This is a genomic window from Hydrogenophaga sp. (assembly GCF_025699295.1).
Taxonomy (GTDB): Bacteria; Pseudomonadota; Gammaproteobacteria; order Burkholderiales; family Burkholderiaceae_C; genus Hydrogenophaga.
In genome coordinates, this window is record NZ_JAILWB010000003.1 from 21,038 (window position 1) to 33,802 (window position 12,765).

Genomic DNA, 12,765 nt, shown 5'->3' on the forward strand with positions numbered 1-12,765 from the left:
CGAGAAACTTCACCATGTCCGACGCCAACAAGCCCGCCGAATCCGTTCACACCGGCGCGGTTCAAGCCGAAAGTTCCAATTTCCAGCCCGTCATCGACGCCCACCAGGCCGGCGCCAGCGAAGGCTATGGCGAGGGTTCGATCCAGATCCTGGAAGGCCTGGAGGCGGTGCGCAAGCGCCCGGGCATGTACATCGGCGATACCTCGGACGGCACCGGCCTGCACCACCTGGTGTTCGAGGTGGTCGACAACTCCATCGACGAAGCCCTGGCCGGCCACTGCGACGACATCGTCGTGACCATCCACACCGACAACTCCATCAGCGTGGTCGACAACGGCCGCGGCATCCCCACGGGGGTGAAGATGGACGACAAGCACGAGCCCAAGCGCAGCGCAGCCGAGATCGCACTGACCGAACTGCACGCCGGCGGCAAGTTCAACCAGAACAGCTACAAGGTATCCGGTGGCCTGCACGGCGTGGGCGTGAGCTGCGTGAACGCGCTCTCGCAATGGCTGCGCCTGACGGTGCGCCGCGAAGGCCATGTGCACCAGCTGGAGTTTGCGCGCGGCTTCGTGCAGAACCGCATCATTGAAGCCACGCCCACCGGCGTGGAGCTCTCACCCATGCGCGTGACCGGCGCGACCGAGAAGCGCGGCACCGAGGTGCACTTCCTGCCCGACTACGAGATCTTCCGCGAGAACGCCGACTTCCACTACGAGATCCTGTCCAAACGCCTGCGCGAACTCTCGTTCCTGAACAACGGCGTGCGCATCCGCCTCAAGGACGAGCGCAGCGGCAAGGAAGACGATTTCTCCGGCGCCGGTGGCGTCAAAGGCTTCGTCGACTTCATCAACAAGGGCAAGACGGTTCTGCACCCGAACGTTTTCCACGCCCTGGGCGACCGCCAGAGCGACCAGGGCACCAACATCGGGGTCGAAGTCGCGATGCAGTGGAACAGCGGCTACAACGAACAGGTGCTCTGCTTCACCAACAACATCCCGCAGCGCGACGGTGGCACCCACCTTACCGGCCTGCGCGCGGCCATGACGCGGGTGATCAACAAGTACATCGAAGAGAACGAACTCGCCAAGAAGGCCAAGGTGGAAGTCACCGGCGACGACATGCGCGAAGGCCTGTGCTGCGTGCTCAGCGTCAAGGTGCCCGAGCCCAAGTTCTCCAGCCAGACCAAGGACAAGCTGGTCTCCAGCGAGGTGCGTGGCCCGGTGGAAGACATCGTGTCCCGCCTGCTGGCCGACTACCTGCAGGAACGCCCGAACGACGCCAAGATCATCTGCGGCAAGATCGTCGAGGCCGCGCGGGCCCGTGAGGCCGCGCGCAAGGCGCGCGAGATGACGCGCCGCAAGGGCGTGCTCGACGGCATGGGCCTGCCCGGCAAGCTCGCCGACTGCCAGGAGAAAGACCCGGCCCTGTGCGAGATCTACATCGTCGAGGGCGACTCCGCCGGCGGCTCGGCCAAACAAGGGCGTGACCGCAAGTTCCAGGCGATCCTGCCGCTGCGCGGCAAGATCCTGAACGTGGAGAAGGCGCGCTACGAAAAGCTGCTGACCAGCAACGAAATCCTCACGCTCATCACCGCGCTGGGCACCGGCATCGGCAAGGCCGGCGCCGAGGGCAGCAACGGCAACGCCGGCGCCGACGACTTCAACGTCGCCAAGCTGCGCTACCACCGCATCATCATCATGACCGACGCCGACGTCGACGGCGCCCACATCCGCACCCTGCTGCTGACCTTCTTCTACCGCCAGATGCCCGAGCTGGTCGAACGCGGCCACATCTACATCGCGCAGCCGCCGCTGTACAAGGTCAAGGCCGGCAAGGAAGAGCTGTACCTGAAGGACGGCCCCGCGCTCGACGGCTTCCTGCTGCGCATCGCGCTCAAGGACGCGTCCGTGTTCACCGGCGGCGCCACCCAGACCACCCTGAGCGGCGACACGCTGGGCGAACTCGCGCGCAAGCACCAGATCGCCGAGAGCGTGATCGCCCGCCTGTCCAACTTCATGGACGCCGAAGCCCTGCGCGCGATCGCCGACGGCGTCTCGCTCAACCTCGACAGCGTCGAACAGGCCGAAGTCAGCGCGGTCGCGCTGCAGGAGAAGCTGCGCGAACTCACCACCACCGGCGTGCCCGCCGAAGTGGCTGCCGAGTTCGACGTGCGCACCGACAAGCCCATCCTGCGCATCAGCCGCCGCCACCACGGCAACATCAAGAGCAGCGTGCTCACGCAGGACTTCGTGCACGGCGCCGACTATGCCGCGCTGGCGACCGCCGCAGACACCTTCCGCGGCCTGCTGGGCGAAGGCGCGAAAGTCATGCGCGGCGAGGGTGACAAGCAGAAGGAAGAAAAGGTCGGCGACTTCCGCCAGGCCATGCGCTGGCTCATCAGCGAAGCCGAACGCACCACCAGCCGCCAGCGCTACAAAGGCCTGGGTGAAATGAACCCCGCGCAGCTCTGGGAAACCACCATGGACCCGGAAGTGCGCCGCCTGCTGCGCGTACAGATCGACGACGCCATCGAGGCCGACCGCGTGTTCACGATGCTGATGGGCGACGAGGTGGAACCGCGTCGTGATTTCATCGAGAGCAACGCCTTGCGCGCGGGCAATATCGACGTCTGAGTTTTGCGGATGGCTGGACCCCGGCCATCACACCCCGTTTCGCGGGCTTGGCGCCGGATGGCACGTCAGGCACCCGCCTGAACGGTGTCAAACGCGTTTGCGATGGGTGCGCGGCGCGACGCCACGCTCTCGCTGGGACGCGCGCTCAAACGCACCGACTGAGCGCAAGCCGCCACCGCTCGCGATCCTTTCCTGCAATGTGCGCGATGGCATGGACCACAACGCCTGGCGCCGTCAGCGGACGCCGTGGCGTTGCGCAGCGGGATGGCGCACTCCGGTGCACCCCGTTTTGTCGATTCGGGTGGCAGCCGATCGTCGTGAGGTGGAAGGCGGGCGAATCAGGACTTGTCAGCCTTCCTCCCGAGACTCGAAGACCTGTCTATCTGTCCATCCATTCACTCAAGCAAGGAGCAACCCAATGAGCAGTTCCATCCGTACCTGCCTCTGGTTCCGCGACGGTCGGGGCCGTGAGGCCGCTGACTTCTACTGTTCACTGATCCCGGGAAGCCGGGTCGAGACGACGTTTTCCGGCGATGCCGGGCACGGCACCTTCTCGGTGATCGATTTCTCGCTGGGCGGCGTGCCGTACCAGATTCTCGATGCCGGTCCCGTCTTCACGCTGACCGAGGCGGTGTCGATTTCGGTCGCGACGGATGACCAGGCCGAGACCGACCGGCTGTGGGCGGCGCTGACCGCGAATGGCGGCGAGGAGAGTGTTTGCGGCTGGCTGAAGGATCGCTACGGGGTGTCCTGGCAGATTTTCCCCCGGCGGCTGACGGAGCTGACGACGAGTGCCGACAAGAAGGTGTCCGCCTCGGCGATGGCCGCAATGATGAAACAGCGAAAAATCGATATCGCCGCGATCGAGGCAGCGGTTCGCGAGGCGGCGTAGTCGGCCATACGCCATCGCGCGCACGGCTCGCCCCGAACTGGACGGCCTCATCGTCGAACTGCCCGCCTCCCGGTGGCAGCCCCTCAGGCCACCCGATCCGCCGCCCGCGCCACGCTGTCCTGCAGCCACACGTGCGCGGGGTCGTGGTCGTTGCGGCTGTGCCAGACGGCGCGGAAGGTGGATGGCGCGGACGGGTAGGGCGGCTCGCGCATCAGCAGTTCGCCGCCCGCGGCCAGATTGCGCGCCAGCGACGACGGCATGATGGACAGCATGTCCGAGTCGCGCAGCAGCGCGGGGATCGCGAGCGAATGGGGCACGGTCACGCGGTAGCGCGGCGCCTTGCCCACGGCCTGCAGGGCCTCCTCCAGTGCGTGGCGGTCGAACATCTCCGCCTGGCGGGCCAGCCCGCGCTCCAGGATGAAGCCCCCCACCGCGCCTTCCTCCTGCCCGCCCACCGACACCGTGACCAGCGGGTAGCGCGCCAGGTCCTGCAGCGCCAGGCGGCGGCGCGAGGCCGGGTGGGCCTTGCGCATCACGATCCGTTCGCCCTGCGTCATCAGCGTGCGCGAGCTCAGCCGCTGCGGCACCTGCGCGAAGATGCCCACCGCGAGATCGATCCGCCCCACGTCGATCTGCTCGGCCAGGTCGATGCGCGTGGAGGGGCGGATCACCAGGTCGATACCGGGCGCCTCCACCTTCATCAGGCGGCTCAGTTCGGCCACCATCACCGCCGTCAGGTGGTCGTTGGCGGCGATCACGAAGCGGCGCGTCGAACGGCCCGGATCGAACGGCTCCACGCCCAGCGTCGCCTCGATGCGGCGCAGCGCGTCGCGCAGTTCATCGGCCATGGCCACGGCCCGCGCGGTCGGCACCATGCCTCGGGCCGTGCGCACGAACAGCTCGTCGCCCACCACCTCGCGCAGGCGCGCGAGCGCGTGGCTCACCGCCGACTGGCTGAGGTTCAGGCGCTTGCCGGCGCGCAGCAGGTTGCGGTCTTCGTGAACCGCGTCGAACACCTTGATCAGGTTGAGGTCGATGCGCCCGATGCTCATGGCCAGCCTTTCGCGTGTTGCATGGCGTGCATTTTGCTCTTGCAAAAGCACCGCTTCCGTTCAAGTCGCCCGGTGGCGATCATCCGTGACACCCATCCCCTGAACCCACGGAGCCCCACATGAACACACTCTCGCGCAGGCGCTTTGGCGCCGCCAGCCTCGCCACACTGGCCGCGTCGGCCTGGCCTCTGACGACCTGGGCACAAGCACCCGGATCAACCCGCAAGATCATCGTCGGCTACCCCGCTGGCGGCACGCTGGACCAGACAGCGCGCCGCGTGGCCGAGGCATGGCGCCAGCAGGGCATCACCACCATGGTCGACAACCGCTCCGGCGCAGCCGGCCGCCTGGCCAATTCCCAGCTCAGGCGCGAGCGCGGCGATGGCGCCACGCTGCTGTGCACCCACACCTCGGCGCTGAGCATCTACCCGCACGTCTACAGCAAGCTCATGTACGACGCGGTCGCGGACTTCGTGCCCATCTCGCCCGTGGTCTCGGCCACCTGCGCGCTGGCCATCAGCAACGCCGTGCCGGCGTCCGTCAAGACGCTGGCCGACTACGTGAAGTGGGTGCGGCAATCGCCCGACCACGCCATGTACGCCTCACCGGCCGCGGGCTCCATGGCGCACTTCCTGGGCTTCCAGTTTTCGGAAGCGGCCGGCCTCAAGCTGCAGCACGTGGGCTACCGCGGTTCGGCGCCGGCGATGAACGACATGCTGGGCGGCCAGATCCCCGCCTACCTGGGTTTTGTCGCCGACTTCCTGCCCTACATGCAGACCGGCAAGCTGCGCATCCTGGCCGTGAGCGGCGAGAAGCGCTCGCGATTCATGCCGGGTGTACCGAGCTTTCCAGAACAGGGCTTCGGCGCGATCACCGGCATCGAGTCCTACGGCATCTTCGCGCCGCCCGGCACGCCCGAGGCGGTGGTAAGGACGCTGCACGAGGACGTGATCGCATCCACCCGCAACCCCGCCCTGGTCGCAGGCTTCGAGGAGGTGGGCCTGGAGCTGTTCACGCTCAGCCCGAAGGCGTATGAACGCTACATCCAGTCTGAGCGCGACAAGTGGGGCCCGGTGGTGCGTGCCTCGGGCTTCAAGTCGGAGGAATGAGCATGCGGGACGAGCAGCAGCACCCCGACCGCGAGGCCCTGATCCAGCGCAGCATCGCCTTTCTCGACGAGGTCAAGGACATGACCGCCGGCACGGAGGTCGAACGCTGGCTCAACCGGACGCACGGCCCGGGCAGCGCGGTGTACGAAGACCTGGCGCGGCTGGTGAAGGCCGGCGTGCGCGACGGCTGGGCCGCCAACATCGAGATCACCGGCACGCACTACCGCCGCAGCCGCATCATGGAGCCTTCGGAAGGCACGCACTGGTTCAGCATCACCGCGGTGTACATGGACAGCAGCGGCAACACCCAGGGCAACCCGGGCAACAGCTTTCGCGGGCAGTACCATGCACACCCCTATGGCGAGCTGAACATGGTGATCCCGCTCAACCCCGGCGCCGCGCTGGCCGGACCCAACGGCTGGTGCGAAGCCGGCTGGACGGCACCCGGCCCGGGCAGCCACCACTACCCCGAGGCCCGGGGCGGCGCGGTCATCGCGCTGTTCTATCTGCCCGCGGGGCGCATCGCCTACCACCCACCACCGGTGGAAGCACAAATGGAAGGATGAGCATGTCGGAACACAGCATCGAGGACGTGACGCGGGTGGTCGACGGCGTGCTGCGCTCGCGCCGCAGCCTGCGCGCCTACCGGCCAGACGCCGTGCCGCGCGCCGTGCTGGAGGACATCCTGGACGTGGCCTCGAGCGCGCCCAGCAACTCGAACACCCAGCCCTGGCGCGTGCACGCCCTTGCGGGCGCACCCAAGCAGGCGCTGGGCGCCGCGTTGCTGGCCGCCTTCCGAGAGAACACCCTGCCCCCGTCGCCGCACTTCCCCCACCCGTTGCCCGAGGAATACGCCCAGCGGCAGCGGGACTTTGGCGCGGTCTACTACCGCACGCTGGGCATCGACGTCGCCGACATGCCCGCCCGCCTGCGCCAGACCGAGAAGAACTTCGGCTTCTTTGGCGCGCCGGTCGGTCTGATCTTCACCATCGACCGCCGCCTGGCGCCGCACAGCTGGCTCGACCTCGGCCTGCTGGTGCAGAACGTGATGATCGCCGCCAGCGCACGCGGCCTGGGCACCTGCCCGCAGGTCTCTTTCGCGCGTTTCCATCCGGTCATCGCGCAGCACCTGGCCTTCACCGAACACGAGCTGACGGTGTGCGGCATGTCGCTGGGCTACCCAGAGCACGACGAGCCCGTCAACCGCATGGCCATGCCGCGTCGCGGGGTGAGGGAATTCGCATGCTTCGATCAATTCGAATGAGCGCCCACGCAACAGTGACACTGCGCGCGATGCCGACACCGGACAGTGCAGACCGACTGAAGCGCGCCACTCGTCCTCAGTCGTAGATCTCCACCGGCCCGTGATCCCCCACGGCCACCGTGTGCGACACGAGCGCCCCGTCGCGCAGCAGGTGCAGCGCGTACCCGGGCGGTTCGCGCCGGTAGGTGGCGGGCGCGTCCTCACGCAGGTCGAGCACGATCTGGTGCGCGGTGGACGGCACCGTCATGGCCACCGTGCCGCCGAAGCGGCGCACGATGGGGCGGTGCAGGTGCCCGCAGAGCACGCGCTCGACCTGCGGGTGGCGGCGCAGCAGCTCCGCCAGTGCCGCGCTGCCCTGGCGCAGACCGATGCGGTCCATGTGCGCGATGCCGGTGGCGAACGGCGGGTGGTGCATGGCCACCACCGTGGGCTGGTGCGGCGCCTCGGCCAGGGTGCGGTCCAGCCAGGCCAGGCGGTGTTCGCACAGCGCGCCGTGGGACGCGCCTTCGACCACCGTGTCCAGCGCCACCAGGCGCAGGCCAGCCACCTCGCGCACCCACAGCACGAAGGGCGCGAGCGCCGGGTCCGGCAGAGGCGCCAGTTCGGCGTGGTCAGGGAAGGCGCGGCGCAGCGCGCCGGCGGCGTCGTGGTTGCCGGGCATCAGCCAGACCGGGCAGGACAGCGGCGCCAGCAGTAGTTGCAGGTGCGCGTATTCGTCGGCGCTGCCCCGGTCGACCAGGTCGCCCGTGACCACCACGGCCGAAGCCGCCGGCGCCAGGCCGCACACGCTGGCCACGGCTTGCGCCAGCAGCGCGGGTGTGTCGATGCGGTCCATCAGCAGGCGGCCGGGCGCGACGATGTGGGGGTCTGAGAGTTGCACGAGCACGGGGCCTGTCTCCTGTGTTGAACCCCGATTGGAAACCGAAAGCGTGGCCCCGCGATGACATCGACGGGTCACATTCGGCTTCTACGCTGTTCGTATGAACCCGCTTGATGCATTCATTCGAACATGCCGGCACTGAAGCCCGATTCGCGCGCGCAACAGATCCTGGACCTCGTGCGCGGTCGTGGGCTGGTGGACATCAGCGAGCTTGCGGGCCAGTTCGGCGTCACACCGCAGACCATCCGCCGTGGCGTGAACCAGCTCAGCGAACTCGGCCTGCTGCGCCGCGTGCACGGTGGCGTCACGCTGCCGGCCCACAGCGCCAACCTGCCCTACGAGGCGCGCCAGGTGCAGCGGCTCGACGGCAAGCGCCGCATAGCCGCCGCGGTGGCGGCGCTGATCCCGCACGGCGCCTCGGTGTCGATCGGGCTGGGCACCACGCCGCACCAGGTGGCGCTGGCGCTGCGCGCGCACAAGAAGCTGCGCGTGGTCACCAACAGCCTGCGCGTGGTGTTCGCGCTCTCGGGCAGCGAAGGCCTGGAGATCGCGGTGGCCGGGGGGTTTCTGCGCACCGCCGATCTCGACGTGGTGGGTGAAGCCGCCGTGCGCTGCTTCGCGGGCTTCAAGACCGACTACGCGGTGTTCGGCGTTGGCGGCATCGACGAGGACGGCACGCTGCTGGACTTCGACCCCGCCGAGGTGGCGGCGCGCGAGGCCATGCGCCTGAACTGCCGCCAGTCACTGCTGGTGGCCGACGCGAGCAAGTTTGGCCGCACGGCCATGGCACGCGGCGGGCAGCTGGCCGACATGGACCACCTCTTCATCGACGAGCGGCCCGCCACGCCGTTTCGCGCGCTGCTCAAGCTCGCGCGGCCACAGGTGCATCTGTCATGAGCCGGGTCGAACTGCACGGCATCGGCAAGCACTTCGGCGGCCACGCCGCGGTGCAGGACGTGCATCTGGTGGCCGAGCCCGGCCAGTTCGTGGCGCTGCTTGGCCCCTCGGGCTGCGGCAAGAGCACCACGCTGCGCCTGATCGCGGCGCTGGAGCAGCCCGACGCGGGGCGCATCGTCATCGGCGGTGTGGACGTCACCCACGCACCGGCGGCCGAGCGCGGCATTGCCATGGTGTTCCAGAACTACGCGCTGTTTCCGCACCTCACCGTGGGCGAGAACATCGTCTTCGGGCTCACCGTGCGCCGCGTGGACAAGGCCGAGCGCGCGCGCCGGCTGGCGCAGGCCGCCGAGCTGCTGGGCCTGCAGGCTCTGCTCGGGCGCAAGCCGGCGCAGCTCTCCGGCGGACAGCGCCAGCGCGTGGCGCTGGGCCGCGCCATCGTGGCGCAGGCGCCGGTGTGCCTGATGGACGAGCCCCTGTCCAACCTGGACGCGCAGTTGCGCCAGCAGATGCGCGGCGAGATCCGCGAGCTGCAGCAGCGCCTGGGCATCACCATGGTCTACGTCACGCACGACCAGACCGAGGCCATGACCATGGCCGACCGCGTGGTGCTCATGCGCGCGGGCCACATCGAGCAGCAGGGCACGCCACAGGACCTGTACGAGCGCCCGGCCAGTGCCTTCGTGGCCGGCTTCATCGGCGCGCCCGCCATGAACCTGTTTCCCGCGCCCGACGGCAGCGCCGCCGTGTGGGGCGTGCGTCCCGAACAGATGCAGCTGCGACCCGTGCACGAAGGCCTGGCCGCCACCGTCCAGGCCGTGGAGTACCTGGGTGCCGAGAGCCTGCTGATCTGCGAGACCGCCTCTTCGGCGCGCGTGGTGCTGCGCGCCGGTGGACACGCGCTGCCCCGTCGCGGCGACGCGGTCGGCCTGGACTGGCCGGCCTCTGCCCTGCACCGATTCGACCGCGCAAGCGGCCTGCGACTTTCCCAACCGTAAGGAGAACCCATGAAACCCTGGACCCCGAGCCTTGCCGCCGTCGCGCTGAGCGCGACCCTGAGCCTGCCTGCCATCGCGCAGGAGCTGAGCTTCTACTACCCGGTCGCCGTCGGCGGCCCGGTCACCAAGATCATCGACGGCATGGCCGCCGACTTCGAGAAGGAGAACCCCGGCATCAAGATCAAGCCGGTCTACGCCGGCAGCTACCAGGACACCATCACCAAGGTGCTGACCGCGGCCAAGGGCGGCGACGCGCCGCACGTCGCGGTGATGCTGTCGACCGACATGTACACGCTGATCGACGAGGACGTGGTCGTGCCCTTCGACGACATGGCCAGGACCGCCGCCGACAAGGCCTGGATGAACAGCTTCTACCCTGGCTTCATGCAGAACAGCCAGACCGGTGGCAAGACCTGGGGCATTCCGTTCCAGCGCTCCACCGTGGTGATGTACTGGAACAAGGACCTGTTCAAGCAAGCCGGCCTGGACCCGAACAAGCCACCGCAGAACTGGAACGAGCTGGTCGACTACGGACAGAAGCTGACGAAGCGCGACGCCGCCGGCAACGTCAGCACCTGGGGCATCCAGGTGCCGTCCTCGGGCTTCCCGTACTGGCTGTTCCAGGGCTTCACCACGCAGAATGGGGCGCGGCTCATGAACCCGGCCGGTACCCAGACCTACTACGACAAGCCCGAGGTCGTGCAGGCGCTGCAGTTCTGGATGGACCTGTCGCAGAAGCACAAGATCCACCCGCCCGGCGTGGTGGAGTGGGGCACGACGCCGAAGGACTTCTTCGAACGCAAGGCGGCCATGATCTGGACCACCACCGGCAACCTGACCAACATCCGCAACAACGCGAAGTTCGATTTCGGCGTGGCCATGCTGCCCGCCGGCAAGGAGCGCGGCACGCCGACGGGCGGCGGCAACTTCTACGTGTTCAAGAAGGCCACCGCGGCCGAGCGCGAGGCCTCGATGAAATTCATCCAGTGGATGACCTCGCCCAGGCGCGCGGCCGAGTGGGCCATTGCCACCGGCTACATCGCCGTCAGCCCGGCGGCCTGGGACACGCCGGAGATGAAGAAGTACCTGGGCGAGTTTCCCGCGCCCATCGTCGCGCGCGACCAGCTGCAGCACGCCGTGGCCGAACTCTCCACGCATGAGAACCAGCGCGTGACCAAGGCGCTCAACGACGGCCTGCAGGCCGCGCTCACCGGCGCCAAGCCGGCGCAGCAGGCCCTGCAGGACGCGCAGCGCGAGGCCGACCGCATCCTGCGGCCGTACCGCTGAGCCGGGTGCCGGGTACGTCCTGATGTCCGATCGCCGCGGCGCCATCATGGGCTGGCTGCTGTTGCTGCCGGCGGCGGTGCTGCTGGCGGCCTTCACCCACTACCCGGCGGTGGCCACGCTGTGGCACAGCCTGTTCAGCACCGCCCGGCCCAACCGCCCGGCGCGCTGGATCGGGCTGGAGCACTACCAGGCGCTGGCCGAAGACCCGGTGTTCTGGACCTCGCTCACCAACAACGCCTGGTACGCGCTGGGCACCATCGTGCCGGCGATCGCGCTGGCCATCGCGATGGCGCTCTGGGTGGACCGCAAGCTCGCCGGCCGCGGCCTGCTGCGGCTGGCCTACTTCACGCCCACCGTGCTGCCCATGATCGCGGTGGCCAACATCTGGCTGTTCTTCTACACGCCCGACTACGGCCTGCTCGACCAGATCCGCGGCCTGTTCGGCGGCGCGGCGCACAACTGGCTGGGCTCGCGCGAGACCGCGCTGGGCGCGCTGATGGTGGTGGCGGTGTGGAAGGAAGCGGGCTTCTTCATGATCTTCTACCTGGCCGCGCTGCAGCAGATGTCTCCGGAGCTGCGCGAGGCCGCTGCGCTGGAGGGTTGCGGGCGCTGGCAGTTCTTCTGGCGCGTGACCTTTCCCCTGCTCATGCCGACCACACTGTTCGTGCTGGTCAACGCCGTCATCAACGCCTTCCGCCTGATCGACCATGTGGTCGTGATGACGCGCGGCGGGCCCGACAACGCCAGCTCGCTGCTGCTGTTCCACATCTACGAGACCGGCTTCAAGTTCTGGGACGCCGGCTATGCCGCCGCGCTCACCGCGGTACTGCTGGCCTTGCTCGCGCTGCTGGCCCTGCTGCAGTTCGGTCTGCTCGAGCGCCGCACCCACTACCAGTGACAGTGACCGGCACCCCATGCTGAACCCTTCACGCGCCGACACCTGGCTCAACACCGCGGGCGCCTGGCTGCTCGCCCTGCTGTGGCTGCTGCCCCTGCTCTACGCCATCTGGTCGGCGGTGCACGCCACCGAGTTCTCGACCCGCTTCGATCTGCTGGCGCCCCTGACGCTGGAGAACTTCCGCGCCGCCTGGGCCGCCGCGCCCTTTCCGCGCTACTTCCTCAACACCTTCGCGCTGGTCAGCAGCATCCTCGTCGGACAGCTGGTGCTGTGCACGCTGGCGGCCTACGCCTTCGCCCGCTTCACTTTCCCGGGCCGCGACATCGCCTTCGCCCTGGTGCTGGTGCAGCTGCTGGTGATGCCCGACGTGGTGCTGGTGGAAAACTACCGCACCCTGCACCAGCTCGGCCTGACCGACACGCTCAGCGCCATGGCCTTGCCCTACATGGCCTCGGCCTTCGGCATCTTCCTGCTGCGCCAGACCTTCAAGACCGTGCCGAGGGAGCTGGAGGAGGCCGCGCGCGTCGAAGGCTGTGGCGCGCTGGGCGTGCTGTGGCGGGTGTACATCCCGCTGGCGACGCCGGTCTACCTGGCGTACGCGCTGGTGTCGGTGAGCTACCACTGGAACAACTTTCTCTGGCCGCTGGTGGTGTCCCATTCGGTGGAGACAAGGCCCCTGACGGTGGGGCTGTCGGTGTTTGCGGGCACCGACCAGGGCATCGACTGGGCCATCATCAACGCGGCCACGCTGATCTCCAGCGCGCCGCTGCTGCTGGCTTTCCTGCTGTTCCAGCGGCACTTCGTGCAGAGCTTTCTGCGCGCGGGCATCCGCTGAGGGCGGGCCGCGGCGGA

12 protein-coding genes are annotated in these 12,765 nt (G+C 68.5%); 10 read left to right on the top strand and 2 right to left on the bottom strand.

Annotation, left to right across the window (positions count from 1 at the left end; genetic code table 11):
* Positions 1-14: 14 nt before the first annotated feature.
* Positions 15-2,636 carry a DNA topoisomerase (ATP-hydrolyzing) subunit B gene (gyrB, locus tag K5880_RS03215; RefSeq protein WP_297648576.1) on the top strand — a complete coding sequence of 874 codons (2,622 nt, stop codon included), beginning with the start codon at positions 15-17 and terminating at the stop codon, positions 2,634-2,636.
* Positions 2,637-3,054: 418 nt separating this feature from the next.
* Positions 3,055-3,528: a VOC family protein gene (locus K5880_RS03220; protein WP_297648579.1), complete on the top strand. Its 474-nt coding sequence runs from the start codon at positions 3,055-3,057 to the stop codon at positions 3,526-3,528.
* 83 nt (positions 3,529-3,611) lie between these two features.
* Here K5880_RS03220 and K5880_RS03225 read toward each other — a convergent pair whose 3' ends face one another.
* Positions 3,612-4,580: a LysR substrate-binding domain-containing protein gene (locus K5880_RS03225; RefSeq protein ID WP_297648582.1), complete on the bottom strand. Its 969-nt coding sequence runs from the start codon at positions 4,578-4,580 to the stop codon at positions 3,612-3,614.
* 119 nt (positions 4,581-4,699) lie between these two features.
* On the opposite strand from K5880_RS03225, the gene K5880_RS03230 reads away from it, so the two are divergent.
* The 3 genes from K5880_RS03230 to K5880_RS03240 are packed head-to-tail and all read left to right on the top strand — an operon-like array spanning position 4,700 to position 6,953.
* On the top strand, positions 4,700-5,689 hold the full coding sequence (locus K5880_RS03230) for a tripartite tricarboxylate transporter substrate-binding protein (protein WP_297648585.1): 990 nt from the start codon (positions 4,700-4,702) through the stop codon (positions 5,687-5,689).
* Between the two features lie 2 nt (positions 5,690-5,691).
* Entirely contained in the window at positions 5,692-6,255 is a 564-nt protein-coding gene (locus K5880_RS03235) for a DUF4863 family protein (protein ID WP_297649239.1), read from the top strand.
* Positions 6,252-6,953: a nitroreductase gene (locus tag K5880_RS03240; protein WP_297648588.1), complete on the top strand. Its 702-nt coding sequence runs from the start codon at positions 6,252-6,254 to the stop codon at positions 6,951-6,953. The genes K5880_RS03235 and K5880_RS03240 overlap by 4 nt, the downstream gene beginning before the upstream one ends.
* 76 nt (positions 6,954-7,029) lie before the next feature.
* Here the strand turns inward: K5880_RS03240 and K5880_RS03245 are convergent, their stop codons facing one another.
* Positions 7,030-7,839, bottom strand: a complete 810-nt coding sequence (locus K5880_RS03245; protein ID WP_297648590.1) for a phosphodiesterase — start codon at positions 7,837-7,839, stop codon at positions 7,030-7,032.
* Between the two features lie 123 nt (positions 7,840-7,962).
* Here K5880_RS03245 and K5880_RS03250 point away from each other — a divergent pair, with 123 nt between their 5' ends.
* From K5880_RS03250 to K5880_RS03270, 5 genes are read left to right on the top strand one after another with little or no spacing between them, the layout of a single operon-like run.
* The gene (locus tag K5880_RS03250) at positions 7,963-8,730 is read left to right on the top strand and encodes a DeoR/GlpR family DNA-binding transcription regulator (RefSeq protein WP_297648593.1); all 768 of its coding nucleotides are present in this window, start codon (positions 7,963-7,965) and stop codon (positions 8,728-8,730) included.
* Complete coding sequence (locus tag K5880_RS03255; RefSeq protein ID WP_297648596.1) at positions 8,727-9,728, top strand: ABC transporter ATP-binding protein; 1,002 nt, start codon at positions 8,727-8,729, stop codon at positions 9,726-9,728. The genes K5880_RS03250 and K5880_RS03255 overlap by 4 nt, the downstream gene beginning before the upstream one ends.
* A gap of 9 nt (positions 9,729-9,737) precedes the next feature.
* Positions 9,738-11,015: an ABC transporter substrate-binding protein gene (locus tag K5880_RS03260; RefSeq protein ID WP_297648599.1), complete on the top strand. Its 1,278-nt coding sequence runs from the start codon at positions 9,738-9,740 to the stop codon at positions 11,013-11,015.
* A 22-nt stretch (positions 11,016-11,037) separates the two neighbouring features.
* Positions 11,038-11,913: a sugar ABC transporter permease gene (locus tag K5880_RS03265; protein WP_297648601.1), complete on the top strand. Its 876-nt coding sequence runs from the start codon at positions 11,038-11,040 to the stop codon at positions 11,911-11,913.
* A gap of 16 nt (positions 11,914-11,929) precedes the next feature.
* On the top strand, positions 11,930-12,748 hold the full coding sequence (locus K5880_RS03270) for a carbohydrate ABC transporter permease (RefSeq protein WP_297648604.1): 819 nt from the start codon (positions 11,930-11,932) through the stop codon (positions 12,746-12,748).
* Positions 12,749-12,765 lie beyond the last annotated feature (17 nt).

What these genes read in the sequence shown, in the direction of transcription:
- gyrB (WP_297648576.1), top strand. Translation starts at nt 15, where the DNA reads ATGTCCGACGCCAACAAGCCCGCCGAATCCGTTCACACCGGCGCGGTT.
- K5880_RS03220 (WP_297648579.1), top strand. Translation starts at nt 3,055, where the DNA reads ATGAGCAGTTCCATCCGTACCTGCCTCTGGTTCCGCGACGGTCGGGGC.
- K5880_RS03225 (WP_297648582.1), bottom strand. Translation starts at nt 4,580, where the DNA reads ATGAGCATCGGGCGCATCGACCTCAACCTGATCAAGGTGTTCGACGCG.
- K5880_RS03230 (WP_297648585.1), top strand. Translation starts at nt 4,700, where the DNA reads ATGAACACACTCTCGCGCAGGCGCTTTGGCGCCGCCAGCCTCGCCACA.
- K5880_RS03235 (WP_297649239.1), top strand. Translation starts at nt 5,692, where the DNA reads ATGCGGGACGAGCAGCAGCACCCCGACCGCGAGGCCCTGATCCAGCGC.
- K5880_RS03240 (WP_297648588.1), top strand. Translation starts at nt 6,252, where the DNA reads ATGAGCATGTCGGAACACAGCATCGAGGACGTGACGCGGGTGGTCGAC.
- K5880_RS03250 (WP_297648593.1), top strand. Translation starts at nt 7,963, where the DNA reads ATGCCGGCACTGAAGCCCGATTCGCGCGCGCAACAGATCCTGGACCTC.
- K5880_RS03255 (WP_297648596.1), top strand. Translation starts at nt 8,727, where the DNA reads ATGAGCCGGGTCGAACTGCACGGCATCGGCAAGCACTTCGGCGGCCAC.
- K5880_RS03260 (WP_297648599.1), top strand. Translation starts at nt 9,738, where the DNA reads ATGAAACCCTGGACCCCGAGCCTTGCCGCCGTCGCGCTGAGCGCGACC.
- K5880_RS03265 (WP_297648601.1), top strand. Translation starts at nt 11,038, where the DNA reads ATGTCCGATCGCCGCGGCGCCATCATGGGCTGGCTGCTGTTGCTGCCG.
- K5880_RS03270 (WP_297648604.1), top strand. Translation starts at nt 11,930, where the DNA reads ATGCTGAACCCTTCACGCGCCGACACCTGGCTCAACACCGCGGGCGCC.